Source organism: Vibrio sp. 10N.222.51.C5 (assembly GCF_041474575.1).
In the GTDB taxonomy this organism is placed as follows: domain Bacteria; phylum Pseudomonadota; class Gammaproteobacteria; order Enterobacterales; family Vibrionaceae; genus Vibrio; species Vibrio crassostreae_C.
In genome coordinates this window covers 1-23,152 of the sequence record NZ_JBFRUJ010000020.1, presented here as the reverse complement: position 1 = coordinate 23,152, position 23,152 = coordinate 1, and the positions used below count along the sequence as shown (strand labels likewise).

Annotated in this window: 16 protein-coding genes; 9 read left to right on the top strand and 7 right to left on the bottom strand. The window is 44.2% G+C overall.

What is annotated here, in order from left to right; translation table 11 throughout:
- Nucleotides 1-10: 10 nt before the first annotated feature.
- Both AB4558_RS07600 and AB4558_RS07595 read left to right on the top strand, forming a co-directional pair.
- Nucleotides 11-3,163, top strand: a complete 3,153-nt coding sequence (locus AB4558_RS07600) for an efflux RND transporter permease subunit (protein ID WP_372138038.1) — start codon at nucleotides 11-13, stop codon at nucleotides 3,161-3,163.
- 334 nt (nucleotides 3,164-3,497) lie between these two features.
- Nucleotides 3,498-4,184: a MaoC family dehydratase gene (locus AB4558_RS07595; protein WP_017059493.1), complete on the top strand. Its 687-nt coding sequence runs from the start codon at nucleotides 3,498-3,500 to the stop codon at nucleotides 4,182-4,184.
- 91 nt (nucleotides 4,185-4,275) lie between these two features.
- Here the strand turns inward: AB4558_RS07595 and AB4558_RS07590 are convergent, their stop codons facing one another.
- Nucleotides 4,276-5,091: a phosphate ABC transporter substrate-binding protein gene (locus AB4558_RS07590; protein WP_017068410.1), complete on the bottom strand. Its 816-nt coding sequence runs from the start codon at nucleotides 5,089-5,091 to the stop codon at nucleotides 4,276-4,278.
- Nucleotides 5,092-5,344: 253 nt separating this feature from the next.
- On the opposite strand from AB4558_RS07590, the gene AB4558_RS07585 reads away from it, so the two are divergent.
- Complete coding sequence (locus AB4558_RS07585) at nucleotides 5,345-5,707, top strand: DUF3024 domain-containing protein (protein ID WP_017059495.1); 363 nt, start codon at nucleotides 5,345-5,347, stop codon at nucleotides 5,705-5,707.
- 184 nt (nucleotides 5,708-5,891) lie between these two features.
- Here AB4558_RS07585 and AB4558_RS07580 read toward each other — a convergent pair whose 3' ends face one another.
- Nucleotides 5,892-6,722, bottom strand: a complete 831-nt coding sequence (locus AB4558_RS07580) for a helix-turn-helix domain-containing protein (protein ID WP_372158462.1) — start codon at nucleotides 6,720-6,722, stop codon at nucleotides 5,892-5,894.
- Nucleotides 6,723-6,910: 188 nt separating this feature from the next.
- Entirely contained in the window at nucleotides 6,911-8,917 is a 2,007-nt protein-coding gene (rnb, locus tag AB4558_RS07575) for an exoribonuclease II (protein ID WP_017059497.1), read from the bottom strand.
- A gap of 309 nt (nucleotides 8,918-9,226) precedes the next feature.
- Between rnb and AB4558_RS07570 the strand changes: the two genes are divergently transcribed.
- Both AB4558_RS07570 and AB4558_RS07565 read left to right on the top strand, forming a co-directional pair.
- Entirely contained in the window at nucleotides 9,227-11,296 is a 2,070-nt protein-coding gene (locus AB4558_RS07570) for a DEAD/DEAH box helicase (RefSeq protein ID WP_080582207.1), read from the top strand.
- Nucleotides 11,297-12,039: 743 nt separating this feature from the next.
- On the top strand, nucleotides 12,040-13,233 hold the full coding sequence (locus AB4558_RS07565; RefSeq protein ID WP_017064366.1) for an acetate/propionate family kinase: 1,194 nt from the start codon (nucleotides 12,040-12,042) through the stop codon (nucleotides 13,231-13,233).
- 52 nt (nucleotides 13,234-13,285) lie between these two features.
- On the opposite strand, the gene AB4558_RS07560 is transcribed toward AB4558_RS07565, so the two are convergent.
- The 3 genes from AB4558_RS07560 to AB4558_RS07550 all read right to left on the bottom strand — a co-directional run bounded on the left by AB4558_RS07560 (nucleotide 13,286) and on the right by AB4558_RS07550 (nucleotide 17,107).
- Nucleotides 13,286-14,593: an IS4 family transposase gene (locus tag AB4558_RS07560; protein ID WP_029235596.1), complete on the bottom strand. Its 1,308-nt coding sequence runs from the start codon at nucleotides 14,591-14,593 to the stop codon at nucleotides 13,286-13,288.
- Nucleotides 14,594-15,116: 523 nt separating this feature from the next.
- Nucleotides 15,117-15,809, bottom strand: a complete 693-nt coding sequence (locus AB4558_RS07555; protein ID WP_102519779.1) for an SDR family oxidoreductase — start codon at nucleotides 15,807-15,809, stop codon at nucleotides 15,117-15,119.
- Between the two features lie 131 nt (nucleotides 15,810-15,940).
- Nucleotides 15,941-17,107 (bottom strand): MFS transporter, encoded by a 1,167-nt coding sequence (locus AB4558_RS07550; RefSeq protein WP_029235440.1) that lies wholly within the window; start codon nucleotides 17,105-17,107, stop codon nucleotides 15,941-15,943.
- Between the two features lie 192 nt (nucleotides 17,108-17,299).
- On the opposite strand from AB4558_RS07550, the gene AB4558_RS07545 reads away from it, so the two are divergent.
- The 4 genes from AB4558_RS07545 (at nucleotide 17,300) to AB4558_RS07530 (ending at nucleotide 21,503) form a co-directional block, all read left to right on the top strand.
- The gene (locus AB4558_RS07545) at nucleotides 17,300-18,181 is read left to right on the top strand and encodes a LysR substrate-binding domain-containing protein (protein ID WP_017062691.1); all 882 of its coding nucleotides are present in this window, start codon (nucleotides 17,300-17,302) and stop codon (nucleotides 18,179-18,181) included.
- Between the two features lie 115 nt (nucleotides 18,182-18,296).
- Nucleotides 18,297-19,394 carry an alkene reductase gene (locus AB4558_RS07540; protein ID WP_102476391.1) on the top strand — a complete coding sequence of 366 codons (1,098 nt, stop codon included), beginning with the start codon at nucleotides 18,297-18,299 and terminating at the stop codon, nucleotides 19,392-19,394.
- A gap of 10 nt (nucleotides 19,395-19,404) precedes the next feature.
- Nucleotides 19,405-20,493 (top strand): alkene reductase, encoded by a 1,089-nt coding sequence (locus tag AB4558_RS07535; RefSeq protein WP_372130014.1) that lies wholly within the window; start codon nucleotides 19,405-19,407, stop codon nucleotides 20,491-20,493.
- 68 nt (nucleotides 20,494-20,561) lie between these two features.
- Nucleotides 20,562-21,503 (top strand): zinc-binding dehydrogenase, encoded by a 942-nt coding sequence (locus tag AB4558_RS07530; RefSeq protein WP_102321229.1) that lies wholly within the window; start codon nucleotides 20,562-20,564, stop codon nucleotides 21,501-21,503.
- Nucleotides 21,504-21,999: 496 nt separating this feature from the next.
- Here AB4558_RS07530 and AB4558_RS07525 read toward each other — a convergent pair whose 3' ends face one another.
- On the bottom strand, nucleotides 22,000-22,965 hold the full coding sequence (locus AB4558_RS07525; RefSeq protein WP_076653054.1) for a GlxA family transcriptional regulator: 966 nt from the start codon (nucleotides 22,963-22,965) through the stop codon (nucleotides 22,000-22,002).
- Nucleotides 22,966-23,152: the final 187 nt, after the last annotated feature.

The following is a 23,152-nucleotide window of genomic DNA, read 5'->3' as shown; positions in this document are numbered from 1 at the left end:
GGGGCTATTTATGTTGAGTCGTTTCTTTATTCAAAGGCCTAAGTTTGCCCTTGTTATATCCATCATATTAACGCTGGCGGGTGCGATTTCTCTCGCTATCTTGCCGGTGGCTGAATATCCAAAAATTAGCCCACCGTCGGTCAGTGTGTCTGCATTCTATACGGGCGCAAGTGCTGAAGTGGTGGAGCAGGCGATAGCCGACCCCATAGAAACGTCGGTTAACGGCGTAGAAGATATGATCTACATGTCCTCTAAAAGTGCTAACGATGGTTCATACAACCTTAACGTGACCTTTGATGTCGGTACTGATGCTGATATGGCTCAGGTCAACGTGCAGAACCGTGTTGCTCAGATCGAATCGAAACTTCCACAAGAAGTAAGAATGGTGGGTGTAACGGTCAAGAAGCGTTCTCCTGACTTGCTGATGGTATTGAACTTCTACTCGCCGAACGGAGAGTATGACGATCAATTCTTGATCAACTACGTGAACTTGAACATTAAAGACCAATTGGCCCGTGTAAAGGGTATCAGTGAAGTTAACGTATTGGGTGGTGGCGAATACGCGATGCGTGTTTGGTTAGACCCTGAGAAAATGGCTAACCTCAATATAACCACCTCTGATGTGAATCGCGCCTTGGCTGAACAGAACGTTCAGGTAGCGGCTGGTCGTATTGGTGCTGCACCTTACAACAACGCACAAGAAGTGCAGTTCAACTTGGTAACCAAAGGCCGACTAGAAACGGCTGATGAGTTTGAAAATGTTGTACTTCGTGCAAACCAAGATGGTTCAACGGTTTATTTAAAAGACGTTTCACGCGTTGAGCTTGGTAAAAAGTTCTACGATGGCAATGGTAAATACCGTGGTCAAGACGCTTCAATCGTAACGTTGTCACTTCAATCAGACGCTAACGCGCTGGAAAGTGGTAAAGCGGTGATGGCGATGCTGGATAATTTAGGCAAAAATTTCCCTGAAGGCGTTGCTTATGAGGCGAGTTATGACACGACACTCTTCGTTGCAGAGTCGATCAAAGGCGTAGTAAAAACGCTAATTGAAGCGATCTTACTGGTTATCGCGGTAACGTATCTGTTCTTAGGTAGTGCGCGTGCGACTTTGATTCCGGTGGTTGCGATTCCTGTATCTTTGATTGGTACTTTTGCGGTCATGCAGATGACAGGCTTTACCATCAACACGGTGACTCTATTTGGTTTGATATTGGCGATTGGTATCGTAGTAGATGATGCGATCTTGGTTATTGAAAACGTTGATACCACGATGGCCAAAGACCCAACGATCTCACCGCGTAAAGCAACGCTTATCGCAATGAAGGAAGTAACGGGTCCGATTGTTACTTCTACGTTGGTACTGTTAGCGGTATTCATTCCAGTAGCTATGCTGCCAGGTATTACCGGTATCATGTATCGTCAGTTTGCTCTAACTATCTGTATCGCTGTTGTTATCTCTTCTATTAATGCTCTAACACTGTCACCTGCATTGTGTTCATTAGTTCTTAAGCAGGGCGGTGGTAATACGGCTCGTTGGTACCAAGCGTTTAACCGTGGTCTTGAATCAGTAACCAACAAATACGGTCAAATTGCAGGCTTCCTTGTGAAAAAGGGTGTTCTGCTGTTTACCTTCTTCGTTGTGGCGCTAGCAGCGGTAACTTACTTCGCGAAAACCACGTCTACGGCGTTCGTACCTCAAGAAGATAAGGGTATTTTACTGGTTAACGTTCAACTTCCGGATGCGGCTTCACTGTCTCGTACCGAGGATGTGACGAAGCAGTTGCTAGAGATGGTTGAACAAGAGCCTGGCGTTGACGGTGTAACACTGGTTAACGGCTATGCATTCATGACAGGCGCTTCTGCTTCGAATGGTGCGTCGATGTTCATCAAGCTCCACGATTGGGACATGCGTAATGCACTGGATGGTCAACACTCTGCTCAGGCTATCTCACAGCGTATTAATGGTCGTGCTGCGACTGAACTTCCTCAAGCTGTCGTGTTTGCGATGGGGCCTCCTGCAGTTCCGGGCATGGGGGCCGCGTCTGGTTTCGAGTTTGTACTTGAAGATACGCTAGGCCGAAGCCGTACTGATCTTGCTATGGTGATGAATGACGTGATAGCTGAGGCGAGCAAACAGCCTGAGATTTCACACACATTCAGTACTTTCCGTGCGAACGTACCTCACTACTATGTCGATATTGACCGTGAGAAAGCGCAGCAATTAGGTATTCCGTTGTCGGAAATTTTCCAAACACTACAAGGTAACCTTGGTTCGTTGTACGTGAACGACTTCACCATGTTTGGTAAGAACTTCCGCGTAACCATGCAAGCTGACAGTGAACACCGTAGCAGCATGGACGACCTACAACGATTCCACGTTCGTTCGTCTAATGGCGAGATGATCCCGTTAAGCACATTGGTGACTTACGATCAGATCTTCGAACCAGATGTAGCATGGCGTTACAACATGTACCGCAGTGCCGTGATTCAAGGTCAACCTGCAGAAGGTTACTCAAGTGGTGATGCGATTGCGGCAATGGAACGCGTAGCTGCAGAAGTATTGCCTCAGGGGTATCAGTACGAATGGACAGGCATGGCTTACCAAGAAGTACTAGCAGGTAACCAAGCGATCTTTGCTTTCGCACTGGCTCTGATCTTCATCTACCTGTTTATGGTGGCTCAATACGAGAGTTGGACAATTCCGATTGCGATTATCCTCGTGGTACCTGTCGCAACCTTAGGCTCCTTCTTGGCATTGAATCTAACGGGCACTCCGCTGAACCTTTATGCACAAATAGGTTTGGTTCTCTTGATAGCCTTGGCCGCGAAGAACGCAATCTTGATTGTGGAATTCGCAAAGGTAGAGCGTGAAGAGAAAGACGCACCGATTGAAGATGCAGCGGTGAAGGGCGGTACACTGCGTTTCCGTGCTGTGAACATGACGTCTTGGTCGTTCATCTTAGGTATCTTCCCGCTTATCTTCGCTGCGGGCGCAGGTCACGTGAGTCAGAACTCTCTGGGTATTTCACTGATCGGCGGCCTGTTATGTGTATTACTGGCGGGTACGTTCCTAATCCCTGGCTTCTACGCATTCGTGCAACGTAAGCGTGAGAAAGCACACGGTGGTAATACCAAGCTGGTTCCGCTTGATGACGAATAGAGGATTGAGTGTCTTGTAAGATTCGTCTCTTACAAGACCAACCCTCGGAAAACTAATTCCTTGTAAAAACTAAGGTTTAGCATTGCGCTAAGCCTTTTTTTATTCCACTTATGAATAAAAACGCCTTTTATATAAACAAATGTTTGTCATGTGATAGAGCTAACACTCTAATTTGGGTTTTGTAATAAAATGATGTTTTATTGGTAAGTATATGTTTAATATGATTTTAACAAGGTTCAGCTAACGGTTGTATGCTCGAAAACATTTGCACAATAGTGTGAAGTGTTTCAAAATTACGAAGTTATATTGAAATTTTTTGTGCATTGAGGTTCTTATGAAAGTCATTGATTTATTTAAACACCGAGGCGATAGCATGTCTTCGCAACACTCAGAGTTTATGCAATGGATGTCTCCAGCTCTTAGAGATTACTGGGGCGACTTTCTTAATCGTACGCAAAATAGCCATTTCTTTGCGTGGGTTCGTGATCACCACAAACCTGCTGTCAATGAAGATGCACCAGAGATGCCGGTGGAACAGCCGATCGTACTTAAGCCAGAAGCACAACTTGTGTTTGATGAGCTTAATCAACAGATCGGTGAAGTCATCCATACTGGCGACTGGATCAATGTAAGTCAAGACCGTATTAACCAGTTCGGCCTTGTTACTGAAGATATGCAGTGGATTCACACTGAGCCTGAAAAAGCGGAAACAGACTCTCCGTTCAAAACAACCATCGCACATGGTTTTTTAACTTTATCTCTGCTTCCTCGATTGACTGACAGTGTTGACCCTGACAAGTCTCAATTCCCAACAGCGAAGATGGTCGTAAACATTGGTCTTAACCAAGTACGTTTCCCATACCCTGTTAAATCGGGCAGTAATGTTCGTGCTAAAAGTACGCTAACAAAAGTAACGCCAATTAAGAAAGGCCTAGAGATTGAACGCGAAATTCGCGTCGAAATCGAAGGTATTCGTCGTCCTGGCGCTGTGATCGTTTCAGTGATTCAACTTCACTTCTAAGTGGTTTGTAAAGAAGCGATTTATAAAGATTCAAAAAAAGAGAGAGCATAGTGCTCTCTCTTTTTGTTTACATTAGATAAAACTATCCCACTTATTTAATGCGAGTGTAGCCGTACTCTTCGATAAGTTCTTGCCCTTGCTTTGACTTCACGAACTTGATGAAGTCTTTGCTCTCGTCAGAAACTGAGTCTGTCTTGTGCAGCAACAAGAATGGGCGAGCCAATTCATAGCTGTGGTTAGCAATGTTCTTAGATGTTGGCTCTACGCCTTCAAATGTAATTGCTTTAATCGAACGGTCGATTGAACCAACAGAGATAAAACCAATCGCGTGTGGGTTATGGTTAACAATCGTTTTAACCATGCTGTTGCTGTTTACAACCAAGTTATTTGGGTTGATGTCAGACACTAGACGGTCATTAATGATCTTCGTTAAACCAAGCAAGCTTTCGAAGCTATAGCGTGAGCCAGAAGATGCTTCGCGAGTGACAACTGCGATAGGCTGATCTGCGCCACCCACAGCTTTCCAGTTCGTGATTTTGCCTTTGTAGATATCGAACAGCTGCTCACGTGTAACGTTGCTTACAGCGTTTGAGCGGTTAGTTACTACAGCTAGGCCGTCAAAGGCAATTGGAAATACCTTCAACTTCTCGTCTTGTTCGCGGTCGGTTAAATAACGCGAGCTCATACCGATGTCAGAGACACCTTTATTAACCATGGTAATACCTGCTGTAGAACCAATGCCCTGAACCGCAATATAGTTATCAGGGTGAGTCTTGTTGTACTCCTCAGCTAATACATCCATCACTCGTGATACTGAAGTGGAGCCCGAAATAGTGGTTTCTTGTGCTAAAGCAGCATGAGAAGACAGGGCTAAGGATAAAAGAGAGGCAAGCGCGACTCGTAACATAAACAACTCCTAGTTAATAACATTTGTCGCATATGATAGGTCGGTTATATGACACTTTTGTGAAATTCCATACTCTCGATGTATAGCTGTTCGCTTGATGAGTCGTAGCTTTCTGGGTTTCCGAAAGCAAGATTCGTTTCTGGGAGCAGGGCAGGTATTTTGATTACGCTTGTTCGCTAAAATGTTTGTTGAGTCCTAAGCTAAGTAGAGGAATTCACTACTTAGAAGTTTCTATGAAGTTACAAGGGGTGTTATGTCCGTCATTCATATCGAGCTGAATCGTCTTTTAATTGGGGCCGAGAGGCTCTGTACATCTCGAAATCGAAGTTTACCTGTCGAGCTAGGCAAATCCCTATATGAAGAGTGTGAGGGTGGTGTGCTGTTTTCTCAGGCGCATTATCTACTCGACTCATCTCACAGTGATTATACAAACGAGATCGTCTGCGTGACTTTTGATGAGTCGCTGTCTTGTTGGTTAGTGATGGTGCCGCTTGAAGGGGATGTCGAAACCGACTCTGTGAATTGGGGGCCGTATCCGTACCTTCCTAAATCGAAGGATCTTGATGCTATTTTGGCGGAAATAGAAAAAGACCCTAAATCGTACTTCTGGTCATAGTCACTCTGTTTTCACGTTTGCTGGTGGCCTGCTCGCAAAGCTGAATCAATGAGTATCAAAACTCAACCACTGAATCCCAAAGCCAAATCATCTCATCCCACACCCAAGTGGCTTAATATTGAAGCCACTTGGTTTACACCAGTTCCCAACTAAGACGTCCACATCAATCTATCGCTTTGTTTCTTTAAACTTGCGGCTTTACGCTCTGCAGTTGTGCTTGTGCCACTAGCGATCGGAAGTCTTTTGGTGTTTTTCCGTGATACGTTTTAAAGGCCGTGCTGAAGTGAGCGGCACTTTTAAAGCCTGACTCATACGCGATTTGAGTGATCGACTTATCCGATGTTCTTAGCTGAGTGGCTGCATGAGCAATACGTTTTATCTTTAATAAGTTTGAGAACGACAGATCTTCAGCCGATAAGCGACGTTTAAGCGTAGCCGGTGACATTCCCATGTAACTGGCGAGCGTATCCAAAGAGATATTGTTTTCAATGTTTTGCTCGATGTAATGAATGACTCTTTGGGTCACGGTTAACCTTGAAGCTCGAGCAATAATAGCCAATAGAGCTGGGTACTGTTCCACCATCAAAGACAGCAAACTTAAGCCTAATTGAGTGAGTGCGTAGTCATTCTGAGAAGAAGAGTTGGCCAGTGACATGATGAGATCTTTCAACTGACAGAGCTCAATATCCGTTTGATTGAACTTAATGTACTTGTCTGGGATTCGAGCGGACTCTAAATCGCTGAACTGATTAATGAACTTTTGAAAGATAGCCAAATCAAAATCTAAGCAGGTTGCGCTGAATTCGCCATTTTCAGTGTTAACCGTGATGTCTTTAATCTGACCAGAATTGTAAAGGGTGAAATCTCCCGCTTGCAACGAGGCTTGAGTACCATTGGGCAACACAAAAGAAATGCTGCCTTTCGACACTATAAAGATACCGTTTTTAGAGGCAGGATAACGTTCTCGTCTCCTGGGAATGAAGTTTCTGAACTGAGTAACTGTGATTGATGACATAGTGAGCTTCTTTGACGTTGTAAATTGATTGCTTATTGATTGTTTTTTTTAAGTATTGTTTAAGCATGAGACATTTACAAAAAAGGCGCTAATAATTAGCGCCTTTAGAAGTGAACCTTTGAAGCTTTTGACCTTGATAGCTTTGACCTTGAAAGCCGAAACCTTGAAAGCTGTAGCTGTTAACGCCTTTAAGCTTCGGTTTCGTTTGTCGTTTCAGGCTCGCTAGGCAAGTCCGCAAATACTTGAGTAGGTTTTGCTACTAAGTTACGGTTTTCCTGATTAACTTCAGAGAGAACTACTTCTAAAACGTCTCCCAGTTTGTATACCATTTCTTTATCGATAGATACAGTACCCATATCACCGTTGCACTCTATTCTTTCTTTATTATTAAGAATGAGAGATCCAGGGATAAATGCAGCAGCACCATTTTCAAGTAAACGTACACGCATACCTGCACGGTTAATATCGAAAATCTCAGCTTGGAAACGAGTTTCTTCTGCTGGAGCATTGGCTAGAGTGCGAGCATACAACCAATCGCCAACATTACGCTCAGCCATGCCGTGGTGACGGCGGTGCAGGGCAAGTTCATCACCGATAGTTTCATCTGGTGTTTGAATTGGCGCTTTACCTAAGATGTGTGCTTTAAGCATACGGTGGTTAATCATGTCGCCATATTTACGAATTGGAGAAGTCCAAGTTGCGTAAATATCTAATCCCATCGCGTAGTGCGGTGCAGGCTCATTGCTGATCTCGCTATACGCTTGGAATTTACGAATACGGTTGTCGTAGTAGCTGTTATCTAAAGAACCTAACCAACGACGTAGAGTAGCAAAACCTTCTAGAGAAATGATTTGCTCTTCAGTGAACGGCGTTTCCGCTTGCGGGTTTACCAGTTCAAGAACGTCGGAGATTTTCTCAGCCTTGAAACCAGAATGGCAGTTAAACACACCTTGGTTGAAGCTCTCTTTTAGTACTCGGCCCGCACAGATGTTCGCGCTGATCATTGATTCTTCAACCAGCTTGTTTGCGCTACGACGCATGTCAGCGTGGATAGCGACAACATCGTTATCTTCGCTCAGTTCAAAGCGGTAGTCAGGGCGATCTGGGAACACAACAGCGTTTGCTGAGCGCCATGCTGAACGTGCTTGAGCAAATTGGTGAAGATCAGAAACAATTGCAGCAATCTCTTCTGATGGTTGCCATTTCTCTGATGCACCTGTTTCTAGCCAGTCTGATACGTTGTCGTAAGCAAGACGAGCATGAGATTTGATGTTTGCAGCGAAGAAGTTAATGTCATCACCGATAACGCCATCTTTAGATACCGTTACTGTGCAGCAAAGTGCAGGACGAACTTCGTTCTCGATCAGTGAACATAGGTTGTCAGCAAGATCACGAGGCAACATTGGGATGTTGCGACCAGGAAGGTAGATAGTGAAACCGCGCTCGCGTGCCACTTTATCCATCGCATCATCTGGAGAGATGTAAGCAGTTGGATCAGCAATTGCGATAGTCAGTTCAAAATCACCGTTCTCTTTCTTCTTCGCGTAAAGCGCGTCATCCATATCTTTTGTGCTTTCGCCATCGATAGTCACAAAAGGGACGTGCGTCATGTCTACACGTTCAAGATCGGCGTCATCGTTGATTAGCCAGTTGTCGATGCCTTCAGGCTCACTGTTTGGTAGATCGTTTTGTGCCAGCGTTACCCACCAAGGTGCAATCTTGTCGTCAGCGTCTGTGATTTTCTCAGAGATCTGAGCCAAGAATCCGTTGTCACCTTTTAATGGGTGTTGAACGATATGAGCAACAACCCAGTCACCTTCTTTAAGCGTTTCAGGGTTTAGACCCTTCATTGCTTTCGCTTTAAGTTGCAGTTTTTTGAGCTGCGGGTGATCAGGAACAACGTTCAATCGGCCTTTGAAAAGCTTAACTCGTGCAATAAAGCGAGTAAGACCTTGTTCAACCAATTCCTCAGGCTCTGCTACTTCGCGCTCTTTCTCTGTGCGAATGATGGCAATCACCTTGTCACCGTGCACACATTTCTTCATGTACGGAGGCGGGATAAAGAAGCTTGTTTTGCTATCAACTTCGAGAAAACCAAAACCTTTTTCAGTGGCTTTGATGGTACCTTCCTTTTTAGGGAGGGTTTCTTGGATTTGCTGCTTGAGCTGAGCGAGTAGAGGATTATCTTGAAACATTTTGACTTTTATCTATCGAGGACAATTGAGCACACTATAATCATTGCGAGGCTTGATTACTACTTAAAGGCGAAGTGAGCGTTAATTAATTGCCCTCTTATTTAACTAGGTCAATTTGCTAGGAGATGGGTGCTGTGACGAGATATTCATCAAGTTTTGACGATATGATAACCAGTATTGATGTAAAAGCGAAAAATATGTGATGTATTTCAATTTTTTCTGGATTTTTTTATGCATTTAGGGAATAATCCGCCTCCCTTAGACGTCCCTAATGGCTTGAAGTGTTTTATTACTGCTTCGTAACTCTGAATGGAATCAGTATCTGATTGGATCAGTATTGGAATTGATAGAGCTCCCGGGACCTTTTGTTTACTTATATATAGTGGGATCCCAATGTCCGAATCTGTAATTCAATTTAATGAATTAGCCCTAAACGATAACATTCTTTCAGCTCTTGATAGCATGGGTTTCGTTTCTCCGACTCCAATCCAAGCAGCAGCTATTCCTCTTCTTCTTGAAGGCCGTGACGCACTAGGTAAAGCACAGACTGGTACTGGTAAAACAGCAGCATTCTCTCTGCCTTTACTTAACAAAATCAACCTGAACCAACACAAACCACAAGCAATCATCATGGCTCCTACTCGTGAGCTAGCGATTCAAGTTGCTGCGGAAATCAAAAACCTTGGCCGTGATATCAAAGGTCTTAAAGTTATTGAAATCTACGGTGGTGCTTCAATTGTTGACCAAATGCGTGCTCTAAGCCGCGGTGCTCACATTGTTGTTGGTACTCCAGGTCGTGTTAAAGACTTACTAACTCGTGACCGTCTACACCTAGATGAAGCACACACATTTGTTCTTGATGAAGCAGATGAAATGCTGAAAATGGGCTTCGTAGATGACGTTACTTGGATCCTAGAGCAAGCTCCAGAATCTGCACAACGTGTACTTTTCTCTGCAACTATGCCTCCAATGGTTAAGACTATTGTTGACCGTTACCTACGTAACCCGGCTAAAGTTGACGTTGCTGGTACTAACCACACAGTTGATAAAGTAGCGCAGAACTTCTGGGTTGTTAAAGGCGTAGAAAAAGACGAAGCAATGTCTCGTCTTCTAGAAACTGAAGAAACTGACGCGTCAATCGTATTCGTACGTACTCGTCAAGACACTGAGCGTCTAGCTGATTGGCTATCTGCACGTGGCTTCAAAGCTGCTGCACTGCACGGTGATATTCCTCAGTCTCTACGTGAGCGTACTGTTGATCACATCAAACAAGGTGTTATCGACATCCTAGTTGCAACTGACGTTGTAGCTCGTGGTCTTGATGTTCCACGTATCACTCACGTATTCAACTACGACATCCCATTCGATGTTGAATCTTACATCCACCGTATTGGTCGTACTGGCCGTGCTGGACGTAAAGGTAAAGCGATCCTACTAGTTCGCACTAACCAAATTCGCATGCTTCGCACAATCGAGCGCGTAACTAAGTCTCAAATGGAAGAAATTCAACTTCCTCTACGTGACCAAGTTGCTGCTGCACGTGTTGCTAAGCTTGGCGCTGAACTTGAAACTGAGAAAGAAAGCAAAGCACTAGAAAACTTTGCAGGTCTTATCTCTACTCTTCAAGAGTCTCTAGAAGTTGATGCTGCTACTCTAGCTGCAATGCTTCTTAAGCGTCAGCAAGGTAAGAGCCCACTATTCTACGTTGGCGAAGACCCAATGATCGCTGCTATTGAGCGTGATAAGAACCGTCGCAAAGAGCGTCGTGAAGATCGTGACAACGGCCGTGACGGTGGTGGTCGCAACTTCAATACTCAAGATTGGGATACTTACCAACTACAAGTTGGCCGTGAGCAAGGCGTTCAGGTTAAAGACATCGTTGGCGCACTAGCAAACGAACTTGGCCTAACTAAAGGTTCTATCGGTGCTATCAAGCTAGACCAAGGTTCTACTTACGTTCAACTGCCAAAAGCAATGAACTCTGAAACTGCTGGTAAGCTAAGCAAACTTCGCATTCGTCAAAAAGAAGCTGGCGCTGTAGTTGTTGATTTCAATGACTTCCGTGAGCCTCGTCGTGGCGGCGGCGGTCGTGATGGCAACCGTGGTGGCAACCGTGGCGGTCGTGATGGTGGCGGCTACCGTGGTAACCGTGAAGGCGGCAACCGCGAAGGTGGTAACCGTGAAGGCGGTCGTGGTGGATACCGTGGCAACCGTGATGGTGCTCGCGATGGTAACTCTGCTGGCGGACGTGATGGCGAACGTCGTTTCGACCGTAACCGTGGTGGCGATCACCGTGGTAACTTCCGTGGCGAACGTGGCCATGGTAACGGCAATGGCGGTGGTAACCGTGGTCGTCGTCCAGAGCGCAACGAAGGTTAATCAACCTGTCGCTTAGACGCTTTAGGTCTAGACACTGAATTTAAAAGCCGAGCGTAATGCTCGGCTTTTTTGTGCCTGCTATTTGAACTTAAGCTTTGGTTGGCTCGATATTCGTAGCTAACTTACTTTAATCAAGCTTCGTTCCTGTAACTATGCTTCGTCCATGAAACTAAGCATCGCGCCTAGAACGAATGTTAGTGCCAAAACTTAGCTGTATCGCGTTCTAAGCCTATACCAAAAGAACGTGCTACAAGATGCTGAAACAAAGAGTGAAGGCTATCTAAGCGTCGTTACAGTGCATCTATTCGTAGAGTTGTGCTCGAAGGCAATCAAAATAAGATCAGATCACTATTCTCAACTTCAGTGAGCTTTTTGATGCAAACACTGAGCAATTGAGAAATCGAGCCAAAAGTTATCGGTAATGATAAGCAGACGAAAGGGAAGGGTGGTTGTTTTTCAAGCGGATCACCTGCATTTGTTCGAGTCGCTTTAATTAACTGAATCAAGTTAAAAATAACGTGAGCACTCGTTTGCGTCACCTGTTCATTAATTTTCTTATTCAACTATTTTTTAATTCCGCTCTCGAAATAAATAATTTAATGACCAAGATCAACTTAATTGTGTTCATTTAGTGATTTTTTCAAAACAAAAGTTGAAAGATTCAAAAATTATTGAATAATGGACTTAACTAAAATTGAAGTAAACACTTCATCCAATTCGTACTGAAACAGGATCCATATCCAATGTCTAATTCGTTTGTTCTGGTTATTAACTCGGGTAGTTCATCCCTAAAATTTGCTGTAATCGATTCTGTTTCTGGTGAAGCAGTATTAAGTGGCCTAGGGGAGTGTTTTGGTCTTGAAGATGCTCGTATGAGCTGGAAATTCCAAGGCGAGAAAACTGAAATTGCCATTCAAGGTGAAGATAACCACCACAAAATTGCCATTGGCAAATTGGTTGGCCTGATGGAAGACCTAGGCTTCACGGCTGATATCGTGGCTATCGGTCACCGTATCGTTCACGGCGGTGAGAAGTTCACTCAAACGGTTCGCATTACTGAAGAAGTAACGAACGAAATTGAAAGCCTATCTGACCTAGCTCCACTTCATAACCCAGCAGGTGCTATCGGTATCCGTGCTGCAATTGAAGCTTTCCCTTCTCTACCTCAGTTCGCTGTATTTGATACTGCTTTCCACCAAACAATGCCTCAACGTGCATTCACTGGTGCAATCGCAAAAGAGCTATACACAGACTTCGGCGTACGTCGCTACGGTTTCCACGGCACTAGCCACTACTTCGTTAGCCGTGAAGCTGCGAAGATGGTTAACAAGCCAATCGAAAAATCGAGCTTCATCTCTGTTCACCTAGGTAACGGCGCATCTGTATGTGCTATTAAAGATGGTAACAGTGTTGATACTTCTATGGGCTTCACACCACTTTCAGGCCTAATGATGGGCACACGTTGTGGTGACCTAGACCCAGGCATCATCGAATACCTACTTAAGAAAGGCTGGTCACAAGAGCAAGTATTTAACTCTCTAAACAAGGAGTCTGGCTTCCTTGGCGTGTCTGGTCTTACGAGCGATGCTCGTGGCATCTTAGAAGCAATGGAAGAGGGCCACGAAGGCGCTAAGCTTGCGTTTGAGGTGTTTACTTACCGCGTAGCGAAATACGTTGCTTCTTACCTAGCAACGCTAGATTCTTTAGACGGTATCATCTTCACTGGCGGTATCGGTGAGAACTCTTTACCAATTCGTCGTGAGATCTTAAACAACCTTAAGATTCTAGGTTTCGTTGAAGATGTAGCAGGTAACGAATCTGCTCGCTTTGGTGCTGAAGGGATCATCGCTAAGTCTGAAATGTTAGACGCAGTAGCAATGGTTATCCCAACCAACGAAGAATTCGTGATCGCCCAGCAGTCGGTTGAACTGCTGTAATTTTTTCAAAAACAGATAGTTAAAAGCGAGCTTAGTGCTTAATGCCGTTCACTTAAGAGTGAACGGCATTTTTGTTCTTAGCATACCGTTGTGGTCTGGGTTTAACTCTTCTAGGGAATGTCCTTTCCCTTCGCCCTTCAAGTATTAAGCTTTCAGCCATGTTGTGGAACCCCTTTAGCTGACGAGGTATTGCGCCTGGTGTTGAATAAGGTAAGCCTACAAGTAACGCTGATACATGAGCTAACGTGCCGTTAAAACTCAGTTGATAAGGAAGGTAATTTCCCTTTAAATTGAAGCAGAGCTCGACCATCTGATATCGGATTAAATTGTAAGTAAGCAAGATGCCCCATAACTCCTGCTTGACCAGCTCTGGTAAACGACTTCGCAGCGTAAGACGGTTTCCAAGCATGTATTGTTTTTGCTCTCGGTAGCCCAGCTCTATTTCCCAACGATGCTCATAAAGGCCTGCAATATCTTTTGATGGGTAACGCAGGGAGTCCGTCATGGAGGTTAATACTTGGTAGTCTTTTCCTTTAATTTTACGAGTGACAAGTCGAGCGGTTATCGACTTTGGTAAATCAGGCCATAGCTTTCTAGCTCTTGGATTACTGTGTAATTGAACAAGTTTGTCATTTCGCCCTAAAGATTGAACAATGTCATATTGTGTATTTTTCTTGAGGGGGATAAGCCAATGGCGCTCTGAGCCAGAGTCTTGCCATTTATGTAATAAACCTAAAGAATAGAACCCCTTATCGAACATTGTTACGCTATGGTTTGGTGTTGTTTCTATCAGTTTTTCAGCTAATATCATTTCGTTTGTATTGTAATTATCAAATGCACTGGCCGTAATAATGTGACTGCTTAGTTCCATTTGGCAGACCATTCTCACTTGCGGATATTGCGTCCCTTTTTGTCGAGAAAATGCCTTTTCATTTTGCGGGTTATCGGGCGTTCGCCAAACAACGCCATCGACGCCAAGCAGCGTTAATCCATTCCATTGGGGTAACTTTGCACTGTTTAACCATGACGTAGTCATTCGCTCAAAGACCGCTTTAATTGCGTCTTCACCCAACGTCTTTCGACGTTGAGTTAACGCACTCGGTGCGACAAAAGCTTTACCTGTACGGTCGACAATATCAAGTTGGTTCACTAAATCTTTCATGGATTTACTGTTATAGATAGCCATTCCAACAAGCAGCCACACCATGGATTCTAAAGTTAATTTCCTCTTTCTCATCGTGACAGTATCAGTAAGAGAATAGGCTTCGTCGATGAGTTCAATTGGAAGCAAGTCAGACAAAGTCTCAACGCTGCTAGGTTTCCAATCATTAATTATGTTTAGAGCTTGAGAAACATCCATAAAAAAATCCAAGTGCATTAAATACACTTGGATTTTGACAGCTCTGAAGGATCCTTCAACCGATCGCTTTGGCTTTAACTGATCGGCATTAGAGCTTAGTGCTCGCTTTTTTGATCTTATATGTTGGATAGACCATCGCAAAGCACGCGAATGCCGAGCACTCATCGCTCCCTACATTGACTGCTGCAATTCACTTTTTAGCTCCAAACTAGTGAGGTTAGTGTTGGCTTGTTTATGCCCAGACTTTTCTAAGCGCGATCATTGCTTGCCCATTTCACGTTAAAGTATTTACTCATTCCAGAGTAAGATCGCAGTCGTTCCTTAGGATATGTAATGTGACCAGCCATAGATGCAGGCAACATCAATTTATAGGATCTCATCGCCATTCCAATCCCAGTCAATTTGGGAAATATCACGGGAGACTTTGTATAAATACCATCCGAGCAAAGCGATAATACAAAGGATTATAAAGGTAAAAAGCATATCATCCCCTTAGAGCTTTCATGTGACGTAACTACAGGGCTTACCATGGCAATTGAGTGCCATCGTAGACAAAAAATGAACCTGAATGTTTAAGTTTTAAATTGTCGATGACATTAAGCATGCCTTTAACACTCTCTTCTACTGTTACCTTGCCTTCCTTGCCACCCATATCGGTTTTTACCCAACCTGGATGAATTGCCATGGTCTTCACTCCCGCTTCGGATAATTCACAGGCTAGAGATTTAATTATTTGGTTGAGGGCCGCTTTTGATGCTCGATAGCTGTATCGTCCCCCTGAGCGGTTATCATCAATACTGGCCAGTATTGAGGTCATCCCGATTATGGTTTTATCTTGGCCGGCTAGAATATTATTGAGCAAGGCCTGCGTGATTAACATGGGTGCGATGGTATTGACCTTTAACACCTCTAGCCATCTTTGCTGATCCATATTGCCTAAGTTGTCACATCCTTCACCACTCACCCCAGCATTATGAATAAGTACATCAATAGGTTGCTCTTTAAACACCTCAGTTAAAGCGAGAATATCTGTTTCATGACTAACATCTAGAGCATAAGGGCGAATGGTTGAATACTGTTGTGCTAACAGGGTTAACTCATGCGCTGAATCAATATCGCGACAGCAAGCGATGACCTTGTAATGTCGCTGTGCATATTGCTTTGCAAGCTCTAATCCTAAGCCACGATTAGCTCCAGTAATAAAAACGGTTTTCATTGAGTGCCTCTTATCAGTTTCAATCTTGTCTAATACCAATCAATATAAGTTGCGAAAAGCTGGCCAATGCTGCTGCATTGACCAGCTCTAAGGGTAAGAGTCGTGTTTATTTCATTAATACATTTTTACCATTAACTTTCTGCACGCTTATCAAGACGGCCACTAAAGCGGGTCAAAGCAAGCGCTATCAGTACAACTACTGCACCTACCCAAGGTGTATGCATTAAGCCTGCTTCAGCGACAACCATCCCGCCGCCCCATGAACCAAGTGCAATACCAACGTTAAAGGCGGCAATGTTTAAACCGGAAGCAACATCCACTGCATCTGGTGTATATTTTTCAGCAAGTTTCACTACATATACTTGTAAACCTGGAACATTACCGAATGCAAATGCCCCCCAAACTAAAATCGTGGCTACCGCGGCAATAGGGTTAACGGCGGTAAAATTGAACACGATAAGCACAGCTGCAAGACCAGTAAAAATAATGCTAAGGGCTTTTATTGGGCCCATTTTATCGGCCATTTTTCCGCCCCAAATATTACCAATCGCAACTGAGACTCCATAAACCAACATAATTAAACTAATTGCATTAGCACTAAAGCCAGTTTCTTGCTGCAAAATAGGAGCAAGGAAAGTGAATGCTGTAAAAGTGCCGCCATAACCCAGTGCAGTAATCGCATAAACCAGTAATAATCTAGGTTGAGTTAATACCTTAAGCTGCGATGAAAGCTTAGCTGCAGCAGGTTGTTTTAAGTTATTTGGTACTAAGAAAGCACTACCAATTAATGCGATTAAACCTAATAGCGCAACAACTAAGAAGGTTGATTGCCAGCCAAAGGTTTGACCTATGTATGTCCCAAGCGGCACGCCTGTGACTAACGCCACGGTTAAACCAGTGAACATAATCGCAATGGCGCTGGCGGCTTTTTCTTTTGGTACCAGACCGGTAGCAATGGTTGAACCAATGGAGAAAAATACACCATGGGCTAAACCTGTCAAAATACGAGCGATAATCAGGGTGTTATATCCAGGTGCTTGCCATGCAACTAAGTTACCGACAACAAACAGTGACATGACGGTAATCAATACGTGTTTACGATTCCACTTTCCTGTTAAAGCCGTTAAAACCGGGGCGCCAATGGCAACACCAAGTGCATAAAGGCTAACCAGCAAGCCTGCTGAAGGCAGTGATATATTTAGGTCGGAAGCCATGGTCGGGAGTAGCCCCACGATCACAAACTCCGTTGTTCCAATAGCAAAGGCGCTGAGCGTCAATGCAAGAAGTGCTAAAGGCATAATATTTACTCTCTGTTGTTTGAAAATGACCAGCAATAGCCGATGTATTGGTCGCTATGCCGTCGCGTTGTTAATTGATGGGGGGCATTTTGCATTAAAGATGTTTTGTGAAAAACAGAGGTTTTTACAAATGATATTTGTTATAAATGCAATAAAGCTGATGAGCGATTGGATAAAGTTGAGGGAAATAGCATGCGAACAAAATCTGATGATTTAGCCATTTTACTAGCTGTAGTCGATACCGGAGGTTTTTCAGCGGCAGCAGAGAGCCTAGATATCCAAGTCGCGCGAGTATCCAGAGCGGTCAGTAAAGTGGAGAGTCAACTTGGGGTCACTATTTTAAACCGAACCACTAGACGTATTGAATTAACCGATGAAGGACGCCAGTTCATTGACTCTGTGCGGGTGGGGTTAATGCAATTACAGCAGGCGGAAGAAGATATTATTTCCCGTGGGGAATTGCCCAAAGGCCGTTTACGTGTCGACGCGGCTAGTCCGTTTGTGTTTCATCAACTGGTGCCATTGGTGCAGTCATTTAATCAAGCCTATCCCGATATTGAGCTAGAAATAACCTCCAATGAAGGCATTGTGGATTTACTAGAAAAGAAAACCGATTTAGCAATCCGTATTGGTACGTTGAGCGATTCAACGCTACATGCTCGGTCGCTGGGTCGAAGCCCCTTGTATATTGTGGCTTCACCAGAATATATCTCAAAACGCGGGCTCCCCACTAAAAGCAGCGATCTTGCTCAGCATAATCTCATTGGATTTGTCGCCCCCAAAATTTTGAATGACTGGCCTTTAAAAGGGTTTACCCAACTAGACGCTTTGATGTCATCAAGTAATGGCGAAACCATTCGACAAATTGTTTTGGCAGGAAATGGCATTGCATGTCTATCAGGGTTTATGGTGAATAAAGATATTGCCGAAGGACGTTTAATCTCGCTGTTGGAGAGCGAAAAAATCAGTCATCCACGAAGAGAACAAGTCAACGCTGTGTATTATAAGACTTCTTCTGTGGCCAAGCGGATCTCCGCTTTTATTGATTTTATTAAGCCAAAGCTAACCCTGTAACCCGCTTAAACAAGCTGATTATTGCAATTTCTACAAATATCATTTGCCTTTATTGCTATAAATGATTGGTGACTCATTTGCTAGTATGCCCCTATCAAATGAAGAGGGCTCAACTATGTCACTATCACTATTTAAACCATTCACATTGGGTGGACTCACACTCAAAAACCGCATTGTCATGCCACCGATGACGCGTTCAAGAGCCAGTCAGCCTGGTGATGTCGCAAATGACATGATGGCAACCTATTACGCTCAGCGTGCCAGTGCAGGATTGATTGTGTCTGAAGGTACGCAAATTTCAGCGACGGCAAAAGGCTATGCATGGACCCCAGGTATTTACACACCTGAGCAGATTGCTGGTTGGCGTAAAGTGACAGACGCTGTGCATGCCAAACAAGGCGCTATTTTCGCGCAGCTTTGGCATGTGGGAAGAGTCACTCACCCAGATAACATCGGTGGTGAGCAACCGATTTCTTCCTCCGCATTAAAAGCGGAGAACGTCAAAGTATTCGTTGATAATGGCAGTGATGAACCTGGTTTTGTTGACGTCGTTCAACCTAGAGCAATGACAAAAGCCGATATTCAGCAAGTGATTGAAGATTACCGTCAAGCCGCATTGAATGCCATTGAGGCCGGTTTTGATGGCATTGAATTGCATGCCGCTAATGGTTATTTAATTAACCAATTTATTGATTCAGAGGCGAATGATCGCACTGATGAGTACGGTGGATGTCTTGAAAACCGTCTTCGTTTTCTTGATGAAGTTGTTACTGCAATGGTCGATGCCATTGGCGCTGATCGCGTTGGTGTGCGCTTAGCACCTTTAACAACCCTCAATGGTACTGTTGATGCTAACCCTATTGAGACTTATACCGCTGCCGCAGCGTTACTCAATAAACATCATATCGTGTACCTACATATTGCTGAAGTCGATTGGGATGATGCACCTGATACACCCGTCTCATTCAAACGTGCAATGCGCAATGCTTTTCAAGGCGTGCTGATCTACGCAGGTCGTTATAATGCGGAAAAAGCAAAGCAAGCTATTGATGACGGACTGGCTGATATGATCGGCTTTGGTCGACCTTTTGTGGCGAATCCCGATCTTCCTGAACGTCTACTTCACGGCTACCCATTGGCAGAGCATGATCCAAACACCTTGTTTGGTGGTGGTGAGAAAGGTCTGATTGATTATCCAACGTATAAAGCTTAAGGGGGTAAGTATGTTTAAGGTATTTAAAGGTCACGGACTTGAGACTAGAAACCGTATCGCGATGGCGCCGATGACTCGTTCACGCACGTCTCAACCTGGTGATGTACCAAACGAGATGATGGCAACCTACTACCGTCAGCGTGCCAGTGCTGGACTCATTGTATCAGAGGGCACCCCGATCTCAGCGGCTGCACGAGGTTATTCGATGACTCCGGGCATTTATACCCCAGAGCACATCGAAGGCTGGAAAAAAACCACCCAAGCTGTGCATCAAGAAGGCGGGAAAATATTTACTCAACTTTGGCATGTGGGGCGACGCAGTCATTCTGATATTTCAGGTACTAAGCCGTTAGCCCCATCAGCGATTAAAATCCCAGATCAAGTATTTGGCCCACTAGCTGAAGGTGGCTTTGGGATGATTGAAACTGAAACGCCACGGGAGATGACGCTGCAAGACATTAAGAGCACGATTGCGGATTTTGTACAAGCGGGCAAAAACGCCATTGAAGCTGGTTTTGATGGCGTGGAAATTCATGCTGCGCATGGTTACTTGTTTGATACCTTTTTACGCTTAGAAAGCAACCAAAGAAGTGATCAATATGGTGGCAGCCAAGAGAATCGTATGCGCTTTCTGGTTGATACCTTACAAGCACTTACTGACGAAATTGGTGGGGAAAGAGTTGCGGTTCGTCTGTCTCCTCATATCGGAGAGGGTTTTGCTGGGGATGATGTTGAAATTGTTCCGCTAACGTTAGCATTGCTGGAAAAACTACAACCGATGAATCTTGCGTATGTGCATTTTTCAGAAAACATATCACGCTATGTAGAGGTACCTGAAGAGTTTCGCCAACAAGTTCGTCGAATATACTCAAACCCAATCATGGTTGCTGGAAAGCTGACCAAGCAATCAGCGCAACAGTTACTCGACAAGCAGTATGCTGATTTCGTTGCCTTTGGTACCCCTTTTGTAACGAACCCTGATTTAGTCGCCCGTTTGGCCAATGATAACCCACTGGCCGAGTTTGATGCTGACGCAAGACTCACCTTGTATGGTGGCGGAGCCGAAGGCTACATCGATTATCCTACTTATCAGGCATAGCAAAACTAGGCATCAAGGACTAACCACTCCTTGGTGCCTTCTCCTTTCTTTAAGCAAACGAGAATGCGATGGAACCTTATCGAATTTGGCAATATCAAACAGAGACACACAGTATCATTTTAGGTAACGCTAAAATACCAGCTTTAGATGACAATGAAATCTTATTACAAAACAAAGCGATTGGTATAAACCCTGTCGATTGGAAATTTATTAAAGCCAATCCTCTAAATTGGCCGAATGGTCATGTTCCTGGTGTTGATGGTGCAGGCGTCATCGTACACGTAGGCTCTAAAGTTGACACCAGTCTCATTGGCCGTCGAGTGGCGTATCATGGCTCACTAAATCGCCATGGTAGCTATGCTGAATATACCGTTTTGAATGCTGAGCGGGTGATGACGCTGCCAGAGAGCCTATCGTTTGAACTTGCTGCTGCACTGCCTTGTCCGATGCTTACTGCGTGGCAAGCATTTGAAAAAATTCCATTAACCCGACAAAGAGAAGTGCTTGTCGTTGGTTTTGGCACGGTGAATAATTTGTTATCCCAGTTCCTTCTCGATGCGGGTTATATCGTTGATGTTGTCTCCGCGAGTCTGAGCGAAGAGCGAGCCAAAAGCTTAGGTATTCGCCAAGTTTATCGGGAGCAATCTCAAATCGACATGAAATACTTCGCCATTTTTGATGCGGTGAGTGGGGAAAATGCCGCCCATTTAGTGCCGCTGTTAAGAGCGAATGGACATATTGTCTGCATTCAAGATCGTATTGCTAAACCCATTGACCCTCCATTTACGCGCACTATTTCTTACCACGAAATAGCCCTTGGAGCGTTACATAATTTTGGTGATAAAGATGATTGGCATACATTAATGCAAAATGGTGAAGCGCTGCTTGAGCGTATTGAAAATGGGAGTGTTGAAGTTAGTATTCCTGTCACTTTTAAATTCGAGCAGATGCTTGATGCGTTGAAACACAGTGAAACCACAAAACGAAAAACCGTGATTACATTGAGTTAGACTGCGCAATTTATCCTTTTGCTGGGAGTCACATAGCGCTTACTTCCTACACTTTGCTTGGATAGTTGTTCTAATTGCTGATATTGAGTAAGACTCATCTTTGCAACGTCGTTTAAAATTGTGGTCTAAATAATTTTGACCACACTCTTACTAACAGATGCGATACTAATAGCAATCTAACCAACGAAGAATTCGTGATTGCTCAATAGTCGGTAGAACTACTGTAATTTACTTTAAAAACAGATGGTTAAAAGCGAGCTTAGTGCTCGCTTTTTTTGTGCTCATATGTTGGATAGACCATCGCTAAGTGGCCTTATAGCGAGATAGTCAAAACTCATTCTATTGATTTCGGCAAATCATTTTGTAGCTTCAAACTAGTGATGTTAGGGCTGGCTTGTGATGCCCCAAAAACGCCTAGAATTGAACTTGCAAGGTTTCAGATACAAAAAGTAATAGATGCGACGATCTAGCCCCATCGCCCTCAATGAAATTAAGACTATTGCTTGAATGTAGTGCGCCACTGAATCGGCGATACATGAAAAGCCGATTTGAAGTGCTTTCTGAATACGCTGTCAGAACCAAAACCCGCTTTCTCTGCAACTTGAGGAACAGATAACTTAGTGGTTTCTAGTAGGCGTTGGCTGAGCACCAAGCGTTTATTTTGCAACCATTCACCAAATGTACAGCCATAGGTAGCTTTAAACTGGCGTGTGAAGGTTCTTTTGCTCATCGCACAGCGCTCAGCGACTGCATCTAGTGAGTGAGGCAGATGGACGTTTTGTTCGACATGCTCAATCACAAGGCTGATGCTTGTTTCTGCGAGTGGCTTTACGCTAATCGGTGCAGGTATGTACTGTTGCTGTCCACCAGTTCGAAATGGCGCTGTCACCATCTTACGTGCGAGATCATTCGCAAGTACACTGCCACACAGGCGGCGCACTATGTGGAGACAGCAATCTAGCGAAGCTGCTACCCCTGCTGAGGTAATGATAGTCTCATGTTCAATAAATAGAGGGTTTGGATCAAAATTCACCTTAGGAAATTGCTGCTGAAATTGTTCGGAAAACGCCCAATGGCTTGTGGCACGTTTTCCATCGAGAACGCCAGCACATGCAAGTACATAAGACCCGAGGCAGAGTCCTACTAGTAGCTTACCTTTCCCATGATGCTCTATTAGCGCCTCTATAAGTCGCTCACTTGGCTCTGGCAGGTCATTTGGCCAGCTTGGAACAATCACAATATCCGCCTCTTTAATAGCGCTCAAATCTCTATCGATCACCACACCAAATCCAGAGCTTGTTTCAAACTGCAAGCTGTTTTCGCAACAGATCCTCAAGTCAAACCGAACCGGCTGACCGAAAAAGATATCTTGAAACACCAGACAAGGCACAGAGAGATGAAAAGCACTGATGCCTTCAAAGGCTACCATCGTAATTTTAATTAGCTCGGTTGATTTGTTCACAAGTGTCTCGATTTGCGCGAATGTTGACTTTCAAGACAGTATCACAAGAAACTAGAAAGAAGCATACTAAATCTCATAGAGAACATGGCTTGTTAGTGAGTTTAGAGAGGCATTATGAAGATCCACCACCTACGTAGCGCAACATTTATTATTGAATCTGGCGAAAAATTTATCCTTATTGATCCTA

Coding starts and splice junctions, on each gene's coding strand:
- AB4558_RS07600 (WP_372138038.1), top strand. CDS start 11: ATGTTGAGTCGTTTCTTTATTCAAAGGCCTAAGTTTGCCCTTGTTATA.
- AB4558_RS07595 (WP_017059493.1), top strand. CDS start 3,498: ATGAAAGTCATTGATTTATTTAAACACCGAGGCGATAGCATGTCTTCG.
- AB4558_RS07590 (WP_017068410.1), bottom strand. CDS start 5,091: ATGTTACGAGTCGCGCTTGCCTCTCTTTTATCCTTAGCCCTGTCTTCT.
- AB4558_RS07585 (WP_017059495.1), top strand. CDS start 5,345: ATGTCCGTCATTCATATCGAGCTGAATCGTCTTTTAATTGGGGCCGAG.
- AB4558_RS07580 (WP_372158462.1), bottom strand. CDS start 6,722: ATGTCATCAATCACAGTTACTCAGTTCAGAAACTTCATTCCCAGGAGA.
- rnb (WP_017059497.1), bottom strand. CDS start 8,917: ATGTTTCAAGATAATCCTCTACTCGCTCAGCTCAAGCAGCAAATCCAA.
- AB4558_RS07570 (WP_080582207.1), top strand. CDS start 9,227: ATGGAATCAGTATCTGATTGGATCAGTATTGGAATTGATAGAGCTCCC.
- AB4558_RS07565 (WP_017064366.1), top strand. CDS start 12,040: ATGTCTAATTCGTTTGTTCTGGTTATTAACTCGGGTAGTTCATCCCTA.
- AB4558_RS07560 (WP_029235596.1), bottom strand. CDS start 14,593: ATGGATGTTTCTCAAGCTCTAAACATAATTAATGATTGGAAACCTAGC.
- AB4558_RS07555 (WP_102519779.1), bottom strand. CDS start 15,809: ATGAAAACCGTTTTTATTACTGGAGCTAATCGTGGCTTAGGATTAGAG.
- AB4558_RS07550 (WP_029235440.1), bottom strand. CDS start 17,107: ATGCCTTTAGCACTTCTTGCATTGACGCTCAGCGCCTTTGCTATTGGA.
- AB4558_RS07545 (WP_017062691.1), top strand. CDS start 17,300: ATGCGAACAAAATCTGATGATTTAGCCATTTTACTAGCTGTAGTCGAT.
- AB4558_RS07540 (WP_102476391.1), top strand. CDS start 18,297: ATGTCACTATCACTATTTAAACCATTCACATTGGGTGGACTCACACTC.
- AB4558_RS07535 (WP_372130014.1), top strand. CDS start 19,405: ATGTTTAAGGTATTTAAAGGTCACGGACTTGAGACTAGAAACCGTATC.
- AB4558_RS07530 (WP_102321229.1), top strand. CDS start 20,562: ATGGAACCTTATCGAATTTGGCAATATCAAACAGAGACACACAGTATC.